Annotated in this window: 17 protein-coding genes; 7 read left to right on the forward strand and 10 right to left on the reverse strand. The window is 41.0% G+C overall.

Annotation, left to right across the window (positions count from 1 at the left end):
- Window positions 1-220 precede the first annotated feature (220 nt).
- Window positions 221-565, forward strand: a complete 345-nt coding sequence (locus RYH73_RS08830; protein ID WP_335313053.1) for a helix-turn-helix domain-containing protein — start codon at window positions 221-223, stop codon at window positions 563-565.
- Between the two features lie 130 nt (window positions 566-695).
- Here the strand turns inward: RYH73_RS08830 and RYH73_RS08835 are convergent, their stop codons facing one another.
- From RYH73_RS08835 to RYH73_RS08870, 8 genes are all read right to left on the reverse strand, one after another.
- Complete coding sequence (locus RYH73_RS08835) at window positions 696-866, reverse strand: hypothetical protein (RefSeq protein WP_335313054.1); 171 nt, start codon at window positions 864-866, stop codon at window positions 696-698.
- A gap of 226 nt (window positions 867-1,092) precedes the next feature.
- Window positions 1,093-1,896, reverse strand: a complete 804-nt coding sequence (gene metQ, locus RYH73_RS08840) for a methionine ABC transporter substrate-binding lipoprotein MetQ (RefSeq protein WP_335313055.1) — start codon at window positions 1,894-1,896, stop codon at window positions 1,093-1,095.
- Between the two features lie 11 nt (window positions 1,897-1,907).
- Window positions 1,908-2,564 carry a methionine ABC transporter permease MetI gene (gene metI / locus RYH73_RS08845; protein WP_335313056.1) on the reverse strand — a complete coding sequence of 219 codons (657 nt, stop codon included), beginning with the start codon at window positions 2,562-2,564 and terminating at the stop codon, window positions 1,908-1,910.
- Window positions 2,557-3,591 carry a methionine ABC transporter ATP-binding protein gene (locus RYH73_RS08850; protein WP_335313057.1) on the reverse strand — a complete coding sequence of 345 codons (1,035 nt, stop codon included), beginning with the start codon at window positions 3,589-3,591 and terminating at the stop codon, window positions 2,557-2,559. Before RYH73_RS08850 ends, metI begins: the two co-directional genes overlap by 8 nt.
- 140 nt (window positions 3,592-3,731) lie before the next feature.
- Entirely contained in the window at window positions 3,732-6,167 is a 2,436-nt protein-coding gene (locus RYH73_RS08855) for a serine hydrolase (protein ID WP_335313058.1), read from the reverse strand.
- Complete coding sequence (locus tag RYH73_RS08860; RefSeq protein WP_335313059.1) at window positions 6,164-8,269, reverse strand: S9 family peptidase; 2,106 nt, start codon at window positions 8,267-8,269, stop codon at window positions 6,164-6,166. The genes RYH73_RS08855 and RYH73_RS08860 overlap by 4 nt, the downstream gene beginning before the upstream one ends.
- Window positions 8,270-8,302: 33 nt before the next feature.
- A complete protein-coding gene (locus RYH73_RS08865) occupies window positions 8,303-9,724 on the reverse strand; it encodes a SusD/RagB family nutrient-binding outer membrane lipoprotein (protein ID WP_335313060.1) in 1,422 nt (473 codons plus the stop codon).
- A gap of 10 nt (window positions 9,725-9,734) precedes the next feature.
- Window positions 9,735-12,887: a SusC/RagA family TonB-linked outer membrane protein gene (locus RYH73_RS08870; protein ID WP_335313061.1), complete on the reverse strand. Its 3,153-nt coding sequence runs from the start codon at window positions 12,885-12,887 to the stop codon at window positions 9,735-9,737.
- Window positions 12,888-13,199: 312 nt separating this feature from the next.
- Here RYH73_RS08870 and RYH73_RS08875 point away from each other — a divergent pair, with 312 nt between their 5' ends.
- On the forward strand, window positions 13,200-14,234 hold the full coding sequence (locus tag RYH73_RS08875) for a vWA domain-containing protein (RefSeq protein ID WP_335313062.1): 1,035 nt from the start codon (window positions 13,200-13,202) through the stop codon (window positions 14,232-14,234).
- 29 nt (window positions 14,235-14,263) lie between these two features.
- On the opposite strand, the gene RYH73_RS08880 is transcribed toward RYH73_RS08875, so the two are convergent.
- The gene (locus tag RYH73_RS08880) at window positions 14,264-14,836 is read right to left on the reverse strand and encodes a pentapeptide repeat-containing protein (RefSeq protein WP_335313063.1); all 573 of its coding nucleotides are present in this window, start codon (window positions 14,834-14,836) and stop codon (window positions 14,264-14,266) included.
- A gap of 120 nt (window positions 14,837-14,956) precedes the next feature.
- A complete protein-coding gene (locus RYH73_RS08885) occupies window positions 14,957-17,341 on the reverse strand; it encodes an ABC transporter permease (RefSeq protein ID WP_335313064.1) in 2,385 nt (794 codons plus the stop codon).
- Between the two features lie 256 nt (window positions 17,342-17,597).
- Here RYH73_RS08885 and RYH73_RS08890 point away from each other — a divergent pair, with 256 nt between their 5' ends.
- From RYH73_RS08890 to RYH73_RS08910, 5 genes are all read left to right on the forward strand, one after another.
- Entirely contained in the window at window positions 17,598-19,223 is a 1,626-nt protein-coding gene (locus RYH73_RS08890) for a dihydroxyacetone kinase subunit DhaK (protein WP_335313065.1), read from the forward strand.
- 13 nt (window positions 19,224-19,236) lie between these two features.
- Window positions 19,237-19,479 carry a hypothetical protein gene (locus RYH73_RS08895; protein ID WP_335313066.1) on the forward strand — a complete coding sequence of 81 codons (243 nt, stop codon included), beginning with the start codon at window positions 19,237-19,239 and terminating at the stop codon, window positions 19,477-19,479.
- 311 nt (window positions 19,480-19,790) lie between these two features.
- A complete protein-coding gene (locus RYH73_RS08900; protein ID WP_335313067.1) occupies window positions 19,791-21,065 on the forward strand; it encodes an NAD(P)/FAD-dependent oxidoreductase in 1,275 nt (424 codons plus the stop codon).
- Window positions 21,066-21,160: 95 nt separating this feature from the next.
- A complete protein-coding gene (locus tag RYH73_RS08905; RefSeq protein WP_335313068.1) occupies window positions 21,161-23,119 on the forward strand; it encodes a M1 family metallopeptidase in 1,959 nt (652 codons plus the stop codon).
- A gap of 21 nt (window positions 23,120-23,140) precedes the next feature.
- On the forward strand, window positions 23,141-23,566 hold the full coding sequence (locus tag RYH73_RS08910; protein WP_335313069.1) for an acyl-CoA thioesterase: 426 nt from the start codon (window positions 23,141-23,143) through the stop codon (window positions 23,564-23,566).
- Window positions 23,567-23,755: the final 189 nt, after the last annotated feature.

The raw sequence follows: 23,755 nt of genomic DNA on the forward strand, positions 1-23,755 counted from the left end.
CTTTACAAAAGTATCAATATCTTTTAATATTCCAAATTTTTTCTTTTCAACATAAAACCTCCCATTCCCTAGAAATTAATGAATTTAAAAAAATAAATAAAGTCTATTGATTTAGTAGACATTGTTCACTACTTTTGCATGGAGTGCAAAGGCGAGTAGTTAACACAACAAAGAAGGCACTGACAAAACGGATCTATTTTTAAAATAAAAGATCGGAAATATGACAAATACAGAATTACTCTATTTAATAAAAAGTCACAGAAAAGCCAAAGGCTTATCACAGGGCGAAATGGCGAACAGATTAAATATCGTTCTCAAGACTTATCAGAATATCGAAAGCGGTATTACACGTTTAGATATCGAACGATTAAAACAAATAGCAAATTTGATAGACCTCAATTTGAGCACGGTATTTAACCGATCAACAGATGTTATAAGCGAGAAAAATACAGAAAAAGAATTATATAATAAGTTACTTATCGAAAAAGAAACCTACATTACAAAGCTAGAGAATGATATTAAATTTTATCAGGAAATTTTGCGCGATAACAAACACTTTTTATAATATCATGGCCTGCTTTTTCAATAAAGCATTTGCAATCGTTTCTTTTGAAGTCGCGGGTAGATTCGAACTACCGTAAAAGGTCGTGCAGACCTCCACCTAGCCGCTCGGTCACGCGACATTTTTTAACCGCCTAACCTTCACCTTCTTTACGCTCAGATTTAATTTCATTTTTCTTACCAGGCTTCTCTTCTTCGCTTGCAAGTGATTCTTGGCTTTCTTTTTCCAAACAACGTATGCAATAATCATCTTGAATATCAATGTACGCATTCGCTCCGTCTTCGTTCTCCCTTTTTTTCATCATCTTACATTTAAATAAACAGGGACAGCCCATCGGGTATTGGACCTTCAAAACCAGCCCTCTTAACAAAGTTAAGGGAAATTTTTCAAAAAAGAATATAAAGTCTATAAAATTACTATATTATATTTCGGAGGCATGCGATTCTTCATGACGAGGAAACCTATAAGCAAGTAGAAATTCTCCGAGAGATCAAGGTAGCCGCTATTCAACGAAGCAATTTACCTTCGTCCTACCATCCCTTAATGGCGCCGCCTTTAAACACTTTTTCAGCAACGGCTTCAACTTCTGCAGATTGGTACGCTTTAACAAAGTTTTTCACCTTTTCTTCATGCTGATTATCAGTACGAGAAACGATTATATTAACATAAGGGGATTTTTCGTCTTCCACAAATACGCCATCCTTTTTCGCAACCAGTCCAATAGATGCGGCAAACGTATTATTTATAATGGCAATAGTAACTTGCGCATCATCTAGCGATCTCGGCAACTGTGGGGCTTCCAGCTCGAGTATTCGCAACTTTTTCGGGTTATTGATAATATCATTGATCGTCGGCAGTAGACCGACGCCTGCTTTTAATCCAATCAAACCAACTTTTTCCAGAAGCAATAATGCACGACCTCCGTTGGTGGGATCATTTGGAATAATAATGGTATTACCCTCTTGTAATTGATCAATGCTTTTTATCTTTTTTGAGTAACCTGCCAAAGGAAAAACAAAGGTGTTACCCAAAACTGCGAAATCGTAATCGCGCTGTTTTGCTTGCACATCCAAGTAAGGCTTGTTCTGAAAGACGTTCACATCGATATCTTTCTGACGCAGGGCTTCATTGGGCATCACATAGTCATTAAATTGTACAAGCTCAACTTCTAATCCGTATTTATCTCTTGCTACCTGTTGTGCTGCTTCGGCCAGACTATATTCCGGGCCAGCTTCTACACCTACCTTGACCAGATTGGGATTATTTTTGGATGCACTTCCGCAGGACACCCATAGCATTGACAGGATTATTCCGAATACACTAAAATTCTTCATACTAATTAAAATTACTTCCGATGATCTACTTTCTTTGAAATAAAATCTCCCAAAAATTGGATCAGAAAAACCAATGCGACCAATAATACTAATACTACATTCATTACAACAGCATCGTAACCAACGTAGCCATATTGGTAACCAATGTGACCTAGTCCTCCAGCTCCTACAGCACCACCCATAGCCGAATAACCTACTAAGGTAATGAGTGTTATACTTGCACTGTTTATAATGGCCGGCATGGCTTCAGGTAACAAGACTTTACGAACAACTTGGATAGGCTTCGCTCCCATAGCCCTGGCTGCCTCCACTAATCCATGAGGAACTTCTAATAGGCAGTTTTCAATCATTCTGGCAATAAACGGTGCCGCTCCGATACTCAAAGGAACCAGGGCAGCTCCAACTCCAATGGAAGTACCCACCACCAGACGGGTAAAAGGAATCATCCAAACAATAAGGATAATAAATGGAATGGAACGAAAGGCGTTTACAATAATGGCGACAACTCGATTTAATTGTCGGTTGGCCAGCATCTGGCCTTCCCGTGTTATAAATAGTAAAATGCCCGTTGGCAGTCCAAGACAGAATCCAAAAAAACCAGAAACGAAGGTCATAATAATAGTTTCCCAAGTCCCTTTCAAAAGCATCAACAGCATCGCGTCAGACATAACCTATTACCTCCACCTCTAGCCCTTTATTTTTAAAATAATTAACAACATTCGTTAGGGAATCTACCGCACCACTGATTTTCAATAGCATGACACCTACTTGCATATTTCCGAGCGTATCCATTTTTGCGTTTAGTACTTCATAGTCCACGTCAAACAATTTGACAATCGAAGAGAGAAAAGGTTCTTCAGTACTCGTGCCGTTAAAGTGTACTTTTAATAACAGATCCTTGTCACCATCATCAGACACCGGCACCATGCGATTTAAATACTCATGGGCAATATCTATATGAAGCGATGAGTTTATAAACTGTTGTGTTAAATCCGTTTGAGCATTTGAAAATATTTCGCGCACACTTCCCTGCTCAATGATTCTTCCGTCCGACAAAACGGCAACATCATCACAGATTGCTTTCACCACATCCATTTCATGTGTGATTAAAACAATGGTAATATGGAGCCGTTTATTAATGTCTTTTAACAAGCTCAAGATGGACCGGGTTGTTGCGGGATCGAGTGCACTGGTTGCTTCATCACAAAGTAGAACGGCAGGCTCATTGGCTAATGCTCTTGCGATGGCGACCCGTTGTTTTTGTCCCCCGGACAAACTGGCAGGATAGTCATCCCGCTTGCTTCCCAAACCGACTAAGTCTAGCAGTTCTTTCACTCTACACTGAATACGGTCTTTTGGCGTCTGAATTAATTCGAGTGGAAAAGCAATATTTTCAAAAACGGTACGTGAAGATAACAGATTAAAATGCTGAAATATCATACCGATCTTTCGTCGAACATCGACAAGTTTGCGAGCGGGCAGGGTCATAAGGTCTACATCATCGATTAATACTTGCCCCCGAGTAGGTCTTTCAAGTAAATTGATACATCTTATGAGGGTACTTTTCCCCGCGCCCGATGAACCAATGATACCAAATATACGACCTTCCGGAATTTTCAAGTTAACCTCGGTAAGCGCCCTGATGTCGATGTTTTTTTTTCGGAAAACTTTGCTTATATCCTTTAGTTCAATCATATATTTACCGTCCGTAAAGCTGACGATGCCCTGATGTATTATCGATCTATCAAAACCAAATTACAGTTTCAACCAGAATAGAGAGGCAAAGGTAGAATAAAAGTTAAAAATCTACAACTCTAATAGACTATTGGGGCTTCTCAATTTCTATCTTTATTACGCACGTAATGGTAGAAAATGCCGGATATCTCTGCTAAGTATTTTTCCGCCTGCTTTTCCGCCAGATCTTTTGAAAGTAATATCAGTACATATTTTCGCCCATCAGGTAAAAAAATAATGCCAGAATCATGGCATATTTTATTGATAGACCCTGTTTTATTGGCTACTTTAACGTCTTCCGGTAGCTTCGCAGGGATGATGCCTCGGAAGTGCTGTTGCATCAGTATAGCCAACATCTCTTCACTTGCATGTTCACTAACCAATTTGTTCGTTGCCAGTTGCTCAAATAATAACGACAAATCATAGGCACTAACCATATTGTTCATTCCATGTGTGAAGGCTTGGCTATCTTCAACACCGCGAAGAATCTTCATTTCTTTTGCTCCCAAACCTCTCATGGTTTTCATAACATGCTTTGCACCGACTAAATCTATTACAATATTGGTGGCGAGGTTGCTACTTTGCGTGATCATTCTAAACAGCAAATCCGCAACAGTCGTTTTCCTCCCCACCAATGCATAAAGTCCTTGATCGCTATCGTCCTGTGCATCCACAGCATAAAGGCTTCCATCGTAGATGCTTTTGAATTTATTATAAACTTTAATGGAGTCAGACAAGGCAAATTTACCCTGTTCTATTTGTCGAAATGCCTCCGCTAACACAGGTGTTTTCATCGTGCTGGCTGCATGAAATAATTGATGCTCGTTATAAAGATATGTATCATTATCCGACAAATCTTTAAATGCGATGGCGAATGCTCCCGGTTTTCCTTGTTGAAGAACCTCCTCGATTTTTTTCTTTAACATTAAGGTATCAATAATTGCATTTTTATCTGGTTTAAGAACAATCGACTCCCAATCGTTATCTGCATCTGTAAATGACGATATAAAGCTTGCCTCCCGTATCGATTTATCGGGATTCAAAGAAAAGGACAACATAGGTGCTGAACTTCGATCTTGATTATCAAATACTAGTGAAAAAATATCGCCATGAAAGTGCACTAGCGATGCATTTAATTGAGGTGAGTTCAAAAATCGTAATACTAATTTGTCCTGTTCATTTTTAATACGAATGCTCCCCAGTAATTTGTCGGTGTACACCCCGGCATAGGCCCTTAATGGTAAACTTAACTTCAAAGTGGAATCGGGTCGAAGTGCTTTCTCCAAAGAGTCTTGTTTGTTTTGTGCTTTATCCGATTCTTTCTTATAGCCGGCAAGCCAGTCGAAGGGTTTTGCTTGTAAGTAATAATCTAGCAGGTGGTTGATGATTGCCCAATAGGCTCCTGATGATAATTGATTAGTCAATACAACGATACCCAGGCGCTTTTGTGGAACGATTGCAATTTGAGACACAAATCCAGTTAAAAGACCTCCATGCCCAATTACCTGATATCCTCTATAGTCGTATTTTCTAAACCCTAAAGCATATCCATAGAATTTTTTCTGTGCAGGTTGAAGCCAACCGGGTTCTTTGGGAATCGGCATTGGCCGCACAATCTTCCAGAGTTCCTCTGTGGTACCTGACTTAAATAAACGACCACTACTCAAAGTCAAACCTGAATCCAGTTGCGTAGCAACCCATTTCGTCATGTCAATAGCACAGGACGCGATGCCTCCTGCTGGATTTCCGGCATCGCCAATATTTTGATCAAAAAAACTCGTAATTACCTTCAATTTACCTGCTCTCTTTACATGTGCATAAGCAACGTTTTCTTGCTGCTTTAAACTTGAAAACTTACTGATGCTATGCTGCATGCCGACCACATCAAAGATTTTTTCTTTAATAAATTCTTCCCAAGTCATGCCCGACACCTTTTCAATCACCTCTCCTGCCGCTATATAAAGAATGTTATCATAGGCATATACAGAGCGAAAGTCGTGTTCGAGTGGTACATTCGCCAATTTCTGTAATAGTTCTTTCCGACTAAACGTCGATGGCGGAAATAACAGCAAATCATTCGCATAAGCAGGCAGACCGCTGTGATGTACTAATAAATCACGTATTGTCAGATGACTTGTAACATAATCATCGCTTAGTTGAAACCAAGGCAGGTACTTGATCACACGATCCTCCCATTTTAACTTCCCTGCTTCTACCAGTAAGCCAAGTGCTGTCGCCGTAAAAGCTTTGCTATTGGAGGCGATACTAAAAAGTGTTTCTCCAGTGACAGGAGCCGCCTCGCCCATTTTTCTGACACCATACCCTTTCGTCAATAGGATCTTTCCATCTTTTACAATACCGACACTTAAACCGGGTACATCAAAAGTTTCTAATACTTGATTTACATAATTATCAAAGCCACTGGGCAACATAGCTTCTTGTGCAAATAAGCGACCAGGCCAGGAAAAGAAGCAAAAAATACTGTAAATGAAGAGCCGTAACCTTAGCGGATTTATCTTAAAAATTAAAATTTTCACTTTTTTGTTTTTGTTAACGTTTTCTCAAAAAAATCAGCGACTGCCTGATCAACTCGTAATTGATTTCGGTACAGCATCCAATGGTGTGTCTCATCTGGTATCATAATGGTTTCCAGGTGAATCGATTGCGTTTTTAAGCGCTCAATTAAATCAACACTTTGGTGAAAGTCCACATTGCCATCATCATCACCATGTATAATTAAAGTAGGCGATTTCCAATGATCAACCCACGAAACAGGTGACGACTCCTTGGCCAATTTTATAGCTAGATCCACATCGGGTGCTAATTCAGCAGATTGTCGGTGAACCCTACCCATGTAATTATGCACACCATGAATATCAACACCTGCAGCAAATAAATCTGGATCTTTACCCAGGGCTAATGCAGTTAAATACCCTCCGTAGGATCCCCCATAAACACCAATGCGTTGCGCATCTACATCGGCACGTTTTGCGAGCCATTGACCTGCAGAACGAATATCAAGATACTCGGAAGCGCCGAATCGACCGGCATTTGCGGGTTTATGGAAGTCAAAGCCATAACCGATTCCCAGTCGATAATTAACCGCCAGCACAATAAAGCCTTTACTTGCCAAATATTGATTTAAGGCATAGGTGTTGGCATAATAATCACCGTAATGCCATCCTGATAGCATTTGTCTTTGCGGACCGCCATGAATAAATACAATTGCTGGTTGCTTCTGCGTTTTATGCTTAGGTTCAAAAAGCTGCCCATATACCGTTTTCCCATCCGTCGATTTCCAGCTTACGGATTGAGGTTTAATTAAGGATGCATCGCGAAGTGCTTGCGGGACTAATTTTTCGCCGATCATTCGTTGTGGGGCACGAGGTTTAAAGGGCATGACGGTCAGCGTAGGAGCTAAGTGTGCCGTTGACTTAATGAATAACACATATTGGTCATCACCCGTTGGCACCGGAAATGCCTCTATACCTTCACCTTGCGTTAGCGCTTCTAATTGATTTTTAGCTATGGATACGCTATATAAATGCCGCCGATCAATATCATCGTTATTGTCACCTGTATTAGCACTGAACAGCACCCGATTACGATCGGTACTTAACCGAACATGTTCCACCATAAAATCGCCCGGCGTGAGACATATAGCCTCTCCACCTTGGGCTGAAACACTATATAAGTGGGGCCAGCCATCGTGATAAGATACGAAGATAATACGATCTTTAGCAGCCCAGTGTAAGTTAAATCCACCATCCGTTGTTGGCACGGACCCGCTCAATGTATTGGGCGATGACCAAATCTTGACAGCATGCTCGCCAAGCAAATCGCAGCGCCAGATTGCCCATGGTCGCGGCTTTTGCATCGTCAACGAATCAGGAACTCCTCCATTTGCCGCTGTTCGCACAAACACGACCGCAGCACCATCTGGCGACCAACGTGGGGATAAATCGCGACTGAAATCAGGTGCGAGCCATTGAATCGGCGTCTCTGTATTATGGAACACCCCAATGAGTGAATGGTCATCCCGATCGGATACAAAAACAACCCTCGATCCGTCCGGTGAAAATCGAGCATTGCCATTTTTACCACGGGCGAAGAATAAAGGTGTTGCCTTTTTCTCACCATCAATAGGAACGGTCCAAAGCTGACCGTCTTGCTCAAATAAAACCTGTCTGCTATCTGGTGCAATGATGGGATAGTCTCCACTCCCTAAACAGACGGGATTCCCGCCCTCAAAAGGTATACTCCAAACCTCTACCTTTGGCTTAATGGGCAGCGATGAAGGATTTCTTGGTTCGCTCTCTTCAAAAGCACCGTGATCTCCACCCTTTACATAAACGACCCACCTACCATCATTGGAGACTTTAAGACCACTTAATTCTGCTCCATTATCGATTAAAAAATTGGTTAACCTCCGTAATTGAAACGTTGGCCCTTCGGCAACCCAAATGTTTCGTTTCCCCTGTTCATTAATTGCCAACGCTATTTTATTCCCCGTACCCGCAGCTGTTAAAGAAGACGGAAAGGGATAAGAAGTGAGTGTTTCCAAGGTCAATTCTTGTGATTGACAAATAAGCTGGCAAAAGATGAGCAGAAAAACACTTATACTTTTTTGTAAATACATATTTATATATTCTAGACTTCAGGAAATTGAAAATCAGGGCCGATCCCACCAAAGTGGTGTATCCAAAGGTTCATCCGCGGGCACATTGCTGCTGTTTCGACCTCGCTCATCTGCCGGATACGCAACCCGTCTAATAAAGTTGCTTAGATAAGCATTCAATGGTAACCTAAAATCCTTATATTGATAGTCGTTTCTTCTCATATCATTCCAAGCTTCCGGATTCAAATAAGTAGCGACGTACTTCTCTTTGAAGATCAGGGCTAAATTTAGATTGGTTGCCCCAACTGCTACGGCACCATTTTGAAGATAAGCATTTCGATCAACAGGCGCCACACCCAACTTATCCATATTAGCCTGGATACCTGCCAAATAGGCTGCATAGGCACGATTATTATCACCGGCACGGAGTGCTGCTTCTGCTTCCACAAATTTCAACTCTGCATAAGTCATGATAACAAGCGGAGCTGTTTCCGCGGTGAACGGTGAATTGATACTAATATAGCATTCATCGTGAACCGTATTAGCGCCTCCAACATTTCCTTGGCCATTACGGGTTCCAACATAGTTATTATTAATGGTTTTGTCGGTAATTTTGGCAATACGCGGGTCTTCAAAACCATAGGTATTGCCATTCAAATGATTAATAAAATTATCTGACAACCAACCACCTAGCAGATTATTGGCATTACTTATAGCGATTTGTGCCCAAGGGTTAACACCCAGAAAAACATTCATGGAAGATTCATCTTCATTGGAAGCATATGATTGATCCAAAGCGGCTAAAACGGCATTGGGGTCATAGCTTGTCTTCTTAGAAATTTTGTTTAGGAACCGCGCTTTCAGTCCAAAGCCCGTTTTAATCCATGACGCCACATTTCCTTGATGCATTAGATCAGACTCGCCATCCAATTCGGTAGAATAGTCTGTCCGCCCCAAATCGCTCAACCCTTCTTCAATCAATCTCAGGGACTCGTTATATAGACTTTCTTCATCGTCATACTTAGGTGTTAATGTATTAGTCCCATAAAAAGCATCTGTATAAGGTGCCTGTCCCCAAATATCGGCAACAAGTCCTAGCTGATAAGCCATCATGATTTTGGCTACTCCCGCATGAAGATAGGCAGAGGTAGATTCCGCCTTCTGAATCATATCATAAAGATCGGCCATGGCATAGTACACATCATTCCACTCTTCTGAATCATCCGTTATTTGGTACGTGTCAGCAGCTCCACTTGCCGAAGGATTTGCCAAGTATTGCGCATAATAACTCGTAATAGAACCAAACTGTTGCATATTCAAGGCTGCTTTTTGGGTCGCCGTTGTTAGCATCGAGTTAATGGGCGGATCCTGTACTAAATTAGGGTTCTCATTCAAATCAAAATAATCCTTGCAACTCGCACACAGAATAACGGTCAATAGCGTTACCAGTACTAAATTTATCTTTATCGTTTTCATAGTATTATGCTTAAAAACCAACATTTAAAGTAAACAAGAAGCTTCTAACGGATGGATAAGTCATTCCGGCAAAAGCGTCCACATTAGAACCGCTGTTTGTTGTTGTACTCTCCGGGTCGAAACCCGAGTAATCTGTCCATAAAGCGAGATTGTTTCCTGTAACCGACAATTGCACACTCTTTATGAAACTATTTTGTAGCCATTTTTGAGGAAGTCGATAGCCTAGCGAAACGGAACGAAGACGTACCCAAGAAGCGTCTTCTACAAAATTCTCGGAGACACCCCGATGGATAATTCTATAATAACCATCGCCATAATCAAGTCCAGTAGCCGGGTCCACACCCTGACCGAGCCACACCTCCTTCGTATTGGGTGTTCCATCGGCCAATACGCCTTCAAAAACCATATGATCATTTCTATTCTCCGTATATTTTGCCATGCCAAAGGCGGAGTAAAAGTTCGCCAATTGATTGTAACGCTCCTGCCCTACACGGGCATCAATAAGAAAGGATAAAGACAGCTCTTTATAAGTAAAGGTATTGCTCCAGCCTCCAAGCCAACTGGGTTGTACATTACCCAGCTTTTTCTTATTGGCAACCGCATCCAATATCGGAAAACCGTCATCACCAATCAAAAGAGGCCTATTTGGGTCAATTTCGTTTGACTGATCTAGCCCCTGCGCTATTTCATCGGGTGTATAATAACGTCTCAATGCCCGACCGTATAAATCACCATAGGCTTCTCCCGGAATGAGCCACATGTATACGTTAGAGCTTAAATAGCCAAATTCGTTTCCTGCTTCTATTTGCGTTAAGTCCTCACGAAGTGATAAAACCTTATTTCTGTTCATTGAAAAATTCAGGCGCGTATCCCAGCTGAAATCATGGAGCTGGACGGGTCTGGCATCGATTGATAATTCGATCCCTTGATTGCGCATACTACCTGCATTAACCGCTGCGTTCACATAACCGATGCTTGCCGATACGGGTATCTTAATGATCTGATCTTTGCTTACGGAATGATAGTAGTTAAAATCGAAACTTAATCTGTTTTGTAAGAAAGCCATGCTTAAACCAGTTTCCCAAGTGTCCGTAAACTCTGGCTTTAAAGAAGCATCTCCCAACAAGGCCGGTCTAGTGAACCCGATATACCCACTCGGAAGACCTTGATAAGAATCAAATCCTCTGCTAGTAGAATAGGCTTCGGCATCCTTACCGATCCGGGCGTAAGAGAAGCGGAACTTGGTATTATCGATGAATTGCGGCAAGGATAAATGATCGGATAAAATATAGCTTAAGGTTGCAGAAGGATAGAAAAACGAGTTTCTCGGCGAAAGTAAAGACGAAGTTTTATCATTTCTACCGGTTACCGTCAAATATAGATAGTTTTTATAATTCAACGAAAGTTCGCCGAAGATTCCCATTAAACGATATTTTTCCTCATAACTCCTACTTTGGATCGTCTTCGCATTTTGCATCGAGAACCAGTCATAAATCGTCAAATTAGATCCTTCCGTATTTTCTCGTCTGATGTAACGATCGTATAAATCATGCCCCAACCGTAAAGTGGCACTAAAATCGTCTGAAAACTGATGATCAGCGCTGGCGATGAACGTACTATTGATAGAACGGAAGTTTTGATTGTATACCCGCATAAAACCCAAGCCTGGATTAGCATCGGTTCCGTTTTCTTCTACTAAACGTTCTCCCACCAAATCTCTAAATCCCAATGCGGTACCTAAACGATTATCGCGATAAGTATCTATGCCTGCTCGATAAGAAAGATTTAACCATTCAATGGGTTTGTAAGAAAAGTTGGCACTTCCGATAAACCGTAAAACATCATCTTTAAATCGATTGGTTTCAGCTACATATCGCGGGTTGGTCGTTGTTCCGTAAGAGCGCATCGTACCATTATCCTCTAAATAATCATTAATATCGTGACGTGGCGACCAATAAATTAATTGCTCAATGTATCTACCCGCATTACCTCGATACCCCCCGGAATTATTGACGCTCATATTGACACCGCCGTTGAACTTTTCGCTTAATTTAAAAGTCGTATTCAACCGAGCCTGATAATTCTTAAAATCGGTCGATGGCAGCACGCCATTTTGATTCAATTGAGACAAAGAAGATAGGAATGTAATCTTCTCAGAACCTCCTGACAAGGTCAAGGTATTCTTGAATTGAGAGCCTGTTTTAAAGGCATCTTTAACGTGATCATATAATTGGGCAGGATGCGTTGGATCAATAGCTTGTGCCTCGGCTACGGTTGGCCCCCAAGATGGCCAAAAGGACTCGGGATCGTATTCTCCTTGCCATCCTTGTGTATAGGTGTTTTGCAATTCAGGGAACCGTGCAACATTTTCAAAACCTGCTGTTCCTTGATAGTCAATTTTCAAACTTCCCGATTTTCCGGACTTTGTTGTAATCACAACGACACCATTGGCGCCACGCAAACCATATAGAGCGGTGGCGGCACCTCCCCTTAAGATATTGATCGTTTCAATATCATCGGGATTGACGTCAACTGCTCTATTGCTCAATCCCCTACCTTCCGCGCCTTCTCCTTGAACAGAAGTGCTGTTATCCATCAATACACCGTCTATGACGAACAAGGGCTGATTATCCCGTGCAGGATCTAGCGAATTAATACCTCGTATTTGAATCCGTGCCCCCTGTCCAGGAGCCCCTCCCGTGCTGCTAATAGTAACACCGGCCACTTTACCCTGCAACGCGTTCACCATATTTGGCTGCTTGTTATAAGTTAACTCTTCGGCCGTTACTTTTTGCGCCGTATATCCTAAAGAACGCTCATCCCTTCGAATGCCTAAAGCAGTCACAACTACCTCATCAAGACCTGATGCTGTGGGACTTAATTTGATATCGATTCGTGTTCCACTTCCAACGGTGAATTCCGCGGGCTCCATCCCTATGTAAGAAAAGACAAGAACGTTCCCTGTTGTGGCAATTAGCTCATAAATACCCTGTGTGTTGGTTTGTGTTCGCTGTTCGGTGCCTTTGATGGTTACTGTCACGCCTGATAGGCCTTCGCCTGTATTTGCATCCGTAACCCTACCTTGGATGGTCTTTTCTTGGGCATAAACATAACTCGAACTGAGCACAAGAAAAAACAATAGAAATTGTCTTAATTTTTCCATATCATTTTGTTTAGTTAATTAGGTGATAAACAGCTTAAATAAACATTCCGTTCAAACTCTTCCTGTAGTGAAAAGCGAACGGCTATAAAAAATTAATCCCTTGATTTAAAATACGTTTATAATGGTAAGGCCAATTTAAAAAGAAATCTTTGGATTTATGCGTTTTTTGTAGTACTTTTTTTTGAAAACGTAAAATAACGCAAACAATCGCGATATACCGAAAAACTAGTAGAAAAAAACCACAGAATATGCGTATAGCATAAAGAGAATGTTTGCCATAGTTTTATACCAATTTTTCATAGAGAAAACGAGATGGATAAAACAACTTACTTAAGAACCAAACTTGCTCTTTTTATTTCGATAATTTCTATCGGCCTATTGCTTTCTTGCAGTAAAGATGACAACAACAACCCAGACCCGGATCCCATTGTGGAACCGCTTAATGACAACTCTTTACCTTCCGCTGCGATACTAAATATTGGTGTTGTGGAGAAAACAGATGATCACGTAAAGTTCCGAATGGATTTGGCAGTTTTCAGGGATTCAAAAAATGTCGAAGATAATTTAAAAGCGACTAACTTTATTATCGATAGTCTATCAATCCATGGTTATACTTCCCTTTTCAATAATGACTATACGCAATTAGTTAATGGCAGCAATACGGGAGACTATGCAGCCCTCATGTTGTTAGATCAAAGTGGCAGCATTAGTGGTACAGATCCTGAAAATTATCGCTTAGATGCAGCCAAAATTTTCTGTTCCAATCTTGGAACGAACAACCTCGTCGGACTCTGGTCTTTTGCTTATAGTAATTATAAGCAATTAGTTGATTTCACAACAGATACTAGTAAAATCATACAGGAAATCGAAAAACTTCGCGATCAGGAAGGCGGTTCAACGCCCTTGTACAAGTCGCAGTACGAAGGAGTTACTTATGCAAAAGATAAGGCTTCCAAGCCAAACAAAGCTGTCCTTACCTTCACAGATGGTGAAGATACAGAATATGGATTAAGTGCAGAGGATGTCGTTAATCATGCTAAAAATCAGGGCGTAAAATTGTATAATATCGGTCTTGGTGACGTAAGTTCGGAATCACTGCTTAAACAAGCCGTAGCTACAAATGGCGGATTTATGTATGCGAAGGATGCGCGACAGCTGATCAGTATATTCGGAAATTTGGGTAAACTTCTAACGAATACAGCCATCTATTATCAAACTGAATGGACTATAAAGAGCAAAGGCAATGATAAAATTTTTTCGGGACAGGGAGAAATCGCGCACGAATTAAAAATTACTTTTCCTTATGGAGGAGAAATCACCGTTCCTTTCAGCTTTGATTATGAATAAGATGATTTACGCTTCGCCAATTAAACAGCTTAGCTTATTTCAATATCATACTGTGCAAGCAACCCTACTATGCCGGGAAGAGCGAAACGGGCTTTCTTTAATTTGTTAACTTCCGGATTGATCACATAGTTAAAGGCGGTCCGGAAGTCTGCTTTTTCCAATATGCTCTGGTCAAATATAGCCCGACTTAAATCGCAATGATCAAAGAGCGCCTGCGTAAGATTACTTTTGGTAAAATCTACTTCGCGCAAAAGGGTGTTCTTAAAATCTGTCTTTTTTAGATTGATCTCAAAAAAGGTGGAGTGATCTAAAATGCAATTCTCAAAACTCAATGACATACCAAAGGTATTGCACTGTTCAAAACGTAACCCCAGCATTTTACAATCCTTAAACGTAACGTTTTGAAAACTTGTTTTACCAAGCTTTGCCAAGCTTATATTACAACCGATAAATTTACAATCTGCGAAACGGCTATTCGATAAGTCTACACTTGACAGATTAGCGTTTGTAAACGTGCAATACTCATATTCCCCCTTAACAAATCCGTCACTTGCAAAATCAATCCGCTCGAAATGCTGTTCTTCAAAAAAATTCTGCGTCATTTTCTACCTTCCGATTTCAAACCACCCATTCATGTTGGCCAATTAATTGCTCAAAAAATTATGCTTCTTTAAACAAGTGAACCAAGATAGAAAAATATCCTCTTATACGAAATGTATTGATTATTCGTTTCTCAAACTCTTGACCGGATTGATGCTTGCTGCTTTAATCGTTTGCAAACTAACAACCACCAGCGTAATCAACGTAGCTCCAAAGGCTGTAACAACAAACACCCACCAAGGCATATCCACCCGGTAATCATACTGTTGTAACCAATTATATAATAGATAAAACGAAACCGGTATCGCAATTAAGCAGGAAATCAGCACTAATAATATAAAACTATTGGAAAGCAGTTTCCATAATTGAAAAATACTAGCACCAACTACTTTTCTAATCCCAATTTCCTTCATTCGCTGTTCAGCAATAAAAGACGCTAAACCAAATACACCAAGACAACTGATTATAATTGCGAGAATGGAAAAAAAACTTGCTAATGTACCAATTCTTTCCTCTTGCGTAAATTTTGCGGCATATTCGGCATCGGCGAATTTGTATTCAAAGGGTGCATTCGGAATAACTTCCTTAAAAACTGATGCGATATCATGTAGGCAGGACGCCGTGCTTTTATGTGGATTTAACCGCAGATTGATCCAATTCACATTTTCGTAGTTCATCAGGTAAACGGTTTGTTTAACCGGACTAAAAGGAGAGCTCATCACTAAATCATCAACAATACCGATGATTTGATAATCTTTACCGCCCCAACTTATGGCTTTACCAATAGGATCTTTAATTCCCATAAAGTTGACCGCTGCTTCGTTAATAACAATGGCGGAGGAATCTGTCGAAAACGCACGAGAGAAGTCCCGTCCACGATTGATCTTCCAATCAACTGTTTTTCCAAACTCATGCGTCACCCAAATAGTGGCAAAATCGGTCGATAAATTGGGGTCTTTACCTTCCCAATCGAAACCACCTCCATTAGACCATACGCCGGTAACCGGGCTGGAAGATTCTGCAAGTTCCTCAATGGCTCCGCGTTCTTTCAAACGGGTTCGTAAAACATCGAATTTCCCATAAAAATCAGGTGTCGCCATTAATACCATTAATAATCCATTTCTATCATAACCAACAGGCCGGTCTTTTGTATGTTGAATTTGACGAAATACAACGATCGTCCCTATAATTAAGGATACTGAAATCGCGAATTGTATTACTACTAATATTTGGCGGGGTATGCTTGCGAGCTTTCCTATTCTAAAGGTTCCTTTCAATACTTTCAATGGGTTAAAGGACGACAAATAGAAGGCGGGGTAACTTCCTGCAATTATTCCGGTGAATAACGTAAAAATGATCCCTAACGACCAAAACCAACCATTTGTCCATAAAATCGTCATGTTCTTATCCGCTACGCGATTAAACCAATCCAGCGATAACCAGGCGAGGAAAATAGAGGAAACAAAAGCAATAAGCGCAACTAAAATGGACTCGCTTAAAAATTGTAAAATAAGTTGCCTTTTTGCGGATCCAACGGTTTTTCGGATCCCCACTTCTTTTGCTCTTTTTTCCGATCTGGCTGTACTTAGATTCATAAAGTTAATACACGCCAATAATAGGACAAATACACCGATTAAGGCAAACATCTTTACATAACTTATCAACCCGCCAACAACTCTCCCCTCTTTCCACTCATTTCTTAGGTGCCAGTCTTTCATGGGATGCAAGACCATTTTTGGTTCATAACGCCTGCTTTCTTCATCAACTCGATTAAACTTGGCAAATACAATATTTTTATTAACGGCTTCAAAACTGGTTTGATCATTGATTTGCGCAAAAAGTTGGAAAGAATTATTCCCCCATTGTGTTTCCGCTCTTTTTATCCAAGATTCAGAATGAATATATAATTTCCAAGGTGCTATAAATTTTAAGTTCCGAAAGGTGGTATTGTAAGGTAAATCTTTGTATACAGCTGTTACCTTAACATCTAATTTCTGGTCTATTTTCATGACTTCATTTACCGGAGCTTGTTGTCCAAAAAAAGCTTTTGCAGCACTTTCAGATAACATAATACTATTCGGTTCAGCCAAACCATGTATGCTGCCTGCGATGATTTCCAAACTGAGCATTTCCGGCCCGTCTGCATCCATGTAAATACCCGGTTGACTTAGATTTTTTTCATGATGCGACAGAATGTGGCTTCCTTCCCAGGAGGCCATGACAACATGTTTAAAGTTATTTCCATAAGTTGTTTCCAATTCTTGTCCTAAAGGGAAAGGAATAGCAACACCGGAATATAGCTTACCGTTCCATTTCTGGGTATTTACGATTTGACCTATTCTTTGATAGTTTTTATGGTACTTGTCATAGCTCAATTCGTCCCAGACCCACAGTGCGATTAGTATAAACACCGCGAGCCCCAATGCTAAGCCTACAATGTTAATGAAAGCCGATTTTCTATTTTTTAGCAAACTTCGCAAGGCAATACGGAAGTAGTTTCTAATCATAATGAAGCTTTTTACCTGACACAACAACAAATCTGCCAACAGACAAAAACAGCTTCTTTAGATGAAAAAAGGCATCACCATTCATTCGGGTGTCCGTTTTCGAACATTCATTGTTCGGTTATGATTTCGTTTTCCACTTGTTGACCGCTGTTCTTCACAACACGAGCTTTGGTTTATTCGGCACATCAACTTCTACTAATGTGTTCAATAGATAAATATCCAAGAATTTCTTTAGTATCTTGTCAAAAAAATCGCTATGAAATTCTTTATAAATTCGGCAGATCAAATTGTAAATGAAGCGCTAGATGGGGTATTAACCAATCCTACCTTAGCTAAATTAAACAACTTCTCCGAAATGCGTGTTATACTTCGCAAGGATTGGAACAAAAAGAAAGTTGCCATTATTTCAGGTGGTGGATCGGGCCATGAACCGGCCCATGCCGGATTTGTAGGGAAAGGAATGTTAACAGCAGCCGTTTGCGGGGACATTTTTGCCTCTCCTTCCGTGGACGCTGTTTTATCGGCCATCTTAGCAACAACAGGTACAGAAGGATGTTTACTCATTATAAAGAATTACACCGGTGACCGACTCAATTTTGGTCTAGCTGCGGAACAAGCACGAGCACTTGGTTATCAAGTTGAAACGGTAACAGTTGATGACGATATAGCACTCGGCACTGATGTAAAAAAAAGAGGTCTCGCAGGAACGTTGTTTGTTCATAAAGTTGCAGGACAGCTTGCCGAAGAAGGGAAATCGCTACAGGAAATTGTGGAGATGGCACAGCATGTGATTAACAACACCATATCCATTGGGCTATCGCTTACTGAATGTCAACACTTGGGGCAGGAGCCAAGCACGCGATTAAACGATCACGAAGCTGAATTAGGTTTGGGTATTCATGGCGAACCTGGTATTGAAATCGTCCCCTATGCACAGGCGGATAAACTCATGGCACTGGCCGTGGCGAAGTTAGCTCGGTATTTACCGCATAAGGAAGGAAAATACGCGATGATTTTCAATAATATGGGAAGTGTGAGCCCGATAGAAATGAATATATTGCTAAATAGTTTTCGAAAAACGGGGTTAGCTGATAAAATTCGATATGTAGTGGGGCCGGCAGCCTTCATGTCTTCGATCAACATGAATGGTTTTTCTATTTCCCTGCTTTCCTTAAACAAGGAGCTGGAAATCGCACTATTAGCGCCTGCCGCTCCACTTGCCTGGCAAATACAGGCCTTTTCGACACCGAGTAGTGTGCCACATCCAGCACTCCCGAAAACTATCCCCTATAAAGCCTCCAGCAATAAACAGGTGGAGCAATTGATCAGGTCCATCGCCGAATTACTGATTGCGTCAGAGCCCGAAATCAACAAATTGGATGCTAAAGTTGGAGACGGGGATGCGGGCTCTACATTTGCCCAAGCAGGAAAGCGCCTATTATCGGTCTTAAATCAATTACCACTAAATAATCCGGAAAAATTGCTATCAAGTATTGGACGGATCTTATCGAGAGACGCAGGGGGCTCAAGCGGCGTTCTTTTATCCATTCTTTTCACCGCCTCAGGAAATGCCTATTCAACCGAGCAAGACTTGGGGCAAGCGTTTCTGCAAGGTTTGAAAAAGATGAGCACCTATGGTGGCGCTCGAGTAGGTGATCGCACCATGATCGATGCCTTGCAACCGGCATTCGAGGCATTGGCTCAGCAAAAAAGTCTTCGAGAAGTAGCCAAGCAGGCTCGACAAGGTGCTGACGGGACCAAAAACATAGTGAAAACAAAATTCGGTCGTTCGGCATATTTACCAGAGTCCATACTAAAAAGCATTCCTGATCCCGGCGCAGAAATCATCGCGCGTATATTTGAACGAATCGCTGCTTTTTAGCTATGTTTGCTGCATGGAACAAACACTAACGCACGCCTTATTGAACAAATTAAAAGAAGATGGTTTTACGGTTCTCTTTGCAGCAGGACAGAACCGGCTACAAGCTTGTATATTTGTACCTATCAACGTGGAGGTCGATGATTTCTTGCACCTAACAAGGCTACCCGAGTACCAACAAGATACCTTCTTCACCATCGAAAAGGCATTGCTTACGGAAGAAATTGAGCTTTCTAAACACAAAGTGATCATGGGTTAACTGTAAGGGGAGCTTTCAATTGCTCATTCAAATATAAGAAGCCTATTAAAGAGAAAACATCCTAAAAAATCATGATTTTTTGATAAATCGATTTTGGGTTGATCCTTACCCCGACGTGTGTTACAAGCTAATTCCCCTAATGGTCATCAAAACTTAATAATTACACATAGAAAGCCTGCGGGATTCTTTTCTATGCCAAACAATATGTACTTTGTACCAGTTAAATCTACAGCACCTAGGTGCCAAATGGTAGCATTTAAATTAATCAACAATCAGAAGTTGAAACAATTAAAGCAAGAAAATTATCAGGTATGAAAATAGTAGTTGTTGGCGGTGGATTTGCCGGTATTAATTTTATAAAATCCATTGAGTCGAATAAAAGATTTGAAATCACCTTAGTGGATAAAAACAATTACCATTTTTTCCCGCCACTGCTCTATCAAGTCGCTTCTGCATTTATTGAACCATCAAACATCAGTTATCCCTTTCGTCGAATGTTTCAGAAAAAGGATAATTTGCGTTTTCACATGGGGAGTTTAATACGGGTGAACATTGCTGAGCGCACAATCGACACGGACACCGGAACTTTATCCTATGATTATCTTGTTCTCGCATTAGGTACTGAAACCAACTATTTCGGCATGGATTCTGTCAAAAATGATTCGTTGCCCATGAAAACAATAGATGAGGCGCTCCATCTTCGCAACCATATTCTATTAAATATGGAGAAAGTTGTCCGCATGCAAGACACGGATCGCAGAGACGGGCTACTTAATATCGTAGTAGCTGGAGGCGGACCTACCGGAGTGGAATTTGCAGGAATGCTAGCGGAACTAGGTGCTTATATCGCAGCGAAAGAATACCCCGAAATAAAGGATTTTAGATCACATATTTACCTTGTTAATTCAGGTCCTGTATTATTGGGACCTATGAGTAAAACCGCCCAACAAGAAGCGGAGAAAGTTTTAACTAAGTTAGGGGTTAATGTCATTTTAAATGCCGCCGTAAAAGATTATTCGGACGGACAAGTTATCCTTTCTGATGGTAGAACCATTGAAACAGAAGCACTCATCTGGGCAACAGGTGTTATTGCAAGAGAAGTGCCCGGACTGCCACCACAGGTTGTAACAAGAGGACGGAGAATCACTGTCGACGCCTTCAATAAGGTAATAGACACACCCCATGTATACGCTATTGGCGATATATGTTATCAAACTACAGACCCTCATTTCCCGGAGGGGCACCCTCAGCTTGCACAAGTGGCTATACAGCAGGGAAAACTATTGGCAAAAAACCTTGCCCGAATGGCCGGTGGGCAAGAGCTGAAGGCCTTTCATTATGAAGATAAAGGCAGTATGGCCATTATTTCTAAATATAAAGCGGTAGCTGACCTTCCGAAATTTTCTTTTAAAGGATTCTTTGCTTGGGTGTTGTGGCTATTTATCCATATAATCCCCCTTATAGGCTTTAGAAATAAAATGAAGCTGATCTTCAGCTGGATGTGGTCTTTTATTACGAATGATCCTACATTGCGCTTAATATTTAGACCGGGCTCCAACCAAAAAAAGACCGATAAAGAAAAATAATCTGTGAGATTGCCTATATTTACATCAATAAAGCAAAATCATGCAAAATTAATAGATGTTTCATAGAACCTGGGGTTCATTACATTCATTTTTCAATGAAGATTATTAAGACCTTAACTTTTCTTTTCTCCTTATTTATAACAACCAATACTTTTGCCCAATTTCATCCTGAAAAAATTTTCGCTCCGGATTTTTATACCTATAAGGGAGATGAATTTAGAAGCGCAAGTGGCAAACCCGGGCCCAAATATTGGCAAAATAGAGCAGACTATCACATTGAGGCATCTTTTGACACACTCAACTATAAATTGCAAGGTAAGGTAGAAATCCATTATTATAATAACAGTCCGGATTTCTTAGATGAGCTTTGGCTCCAACTCGATCAAAATAACACATTAGCGAACGCGCGCGGGAATCAAATACAAACTCCTACAGCAACATCAGATCCAAGTAAGGGCTATACCATTAGCAGCGTAAAGATAGAACGAGCGGGACGTTGGGAGGAAGTCAACTACCTTATTGACGATACGCGAATGCAGATTCGATTGTCGGAGCAACCTTTGCAAGCCGGCGAACAGCTTAATATTGCTATCCAATATGCCTATACTTTGCAACAACAGGGTGGCGGAGGTCGCTCAGGTTATTTGAACACCAAAAATGGAAAAATTTTCGAATTTTCTTATTGGTATCCTCGACTGTGCGTCTATGATGATTATTATGGTTGGAACACCCTTCCTTTTATGGGCAGCGGAGAAATGTATCTTGATTATGGTGATATCGACTTTTCCGTAACTGTTCCTGCCGACGCTTTGGTGGTGGGCACCGGTGATCTCGTTAATAAGGAAGAGATTTTAACAGAAAAGACACTTTCTAGATTGGCACAGGCGGAACAATCGGATGCGACAGTTATAATCCGGTCAGCCGAAGAACTCAAAGAAAGCTTAACGAAAGCTAAACAAGGTACTGTAACCTGGCATTTCAACATGAAGAATACACGAGATGCCGCCTGGGCCTTATCAAAAGCCTTCATTTGGGATGCTGCCAAAATCGACCTACCACAAGGCAAAAAAGCGCTCGCACAATCTGTATATCCCGTCGAATCTACGCGCGACTCGATTGCTTGGTCAAGATCAACCGAGATGATCAAAGCATCGGTGGAGCATTATTCAGAGAAATGGTTTGTCTTCCCCTATCCGGTGGCTACCAGCGTAGCGGGACCGGTTGGCGGCATGGAATTTCCAGGCATGGCCTTTAATGGCTATCAGGCTAAACCTTATATCATGTATCTTCTGGCATCCCATGAAATAGGGCATACATGGTTCCCGATGATCGTAGGTTCAGATGAACGTCGTTATCCTTTTATGGATGAAGGATTTAATACCTTCCTCAATATTCTGGCACAGGAAGAATTCAATAAAGGTGAATTCGCCCCGAAACGAGATGGTGAATATGCTCCTGGTGGTGGATATCCCGCAGATGAAATTATACAAGTTATTGCAGAAAGTGGCGAGGCGAATACATTGATGACTCCACCTGATGCGATGGACCGTAAATATGTACACCCCTTAGCGTATTTTAAATCGGCTTTTGGCCTAGTTTTATTGCGAGATGTGATCCTTGGACCTCAAAAATTTGACTATGCTTTTCGACAATACATCCACAACTGGGCTTATAAACATCCCAGACCGGCCGATTTCTTCCGCGCCATGGAAAATGGTGCCGGTGAAGATTTATCCTGGTTTTGGCGCGGTTGGTATTATCATAACTGGCAATTAGATCAGGCCATTAAAGAGGTGAGCTACCTAAATGGAGAACCAAAACAGGGAGCAACTATTACCGTAGAAAACAAACAGCAAATGGTTATGCCAATGCTAGTGCGTGTTAAAGAAAGCAATGGTACCGTTCATAATTTCAATGTGCCGGTCGAAATCTGGCAAAGAGGGGCAGAAGCTAAATTTCATGTAGACACCCAATCGAAGATAATCAATGTCGAATTAGATCCGGAACATAAAATTCCGGACATTGATCGGACAAACAACATTTGGAAAAATTAAACATAATTTAAACATCGCAAAATGAACTTTTTAAAGTTAAGATGGGCGGATCTTGATCCCAATTTTCATTTGAGACATAGCGTGTATTATGATTTCGCCGCCCAAGAAAGAATTACAATCTTAAATCAATATGGCATTAACGCTTCTGTTATGAGCGACCAACATTTCGGACCGGTGTTATTCAAAGAGGAATGTCTATTTAAACGAGAGATCCTGCTATCCGCTCGCATCTACATTGACACCAAAGTTCTCAAAATGAAAAGAGACGGCTCCTTTTGGGTAATTCAACACAAATTCCTGTCGGACACCGATACGATTCACGCAATCCTTACCGTAGAAGGTAGTTGGATCGATACAATTAAACGAAAATTAGCACGCCCTGTTCCCTCCATCGTACTTAAAAGTTTGGAAAAATTCCCTAAAACGGCGGATTTCGAATACATTTAGTCTCCTTCTTCTACCGACAGGAAAACAGGAAATGTATACCTCGGATACCTTTCTCCTTTTCTCATACTTCATGACCGCCAATATGTTGATTTTAACAGCGACTCGTCTGGAGCACCTGATTGACCATTCATCGTCATTGAAAATATTACAGTGCTTACCTAAACATAAACAACCTTTTTGCTGTTAAGA

The organism is Olivibacter sp. CPCC 100613, from assembly GCF_036959255.1.
In the GTDB taxonomy this organism is placed as follows: domain Bacteria; phylum Bacteroidota; class Bacteroidia; order Sphingobacteriales; family Sphingobacteriaceae; genus Olivibacter.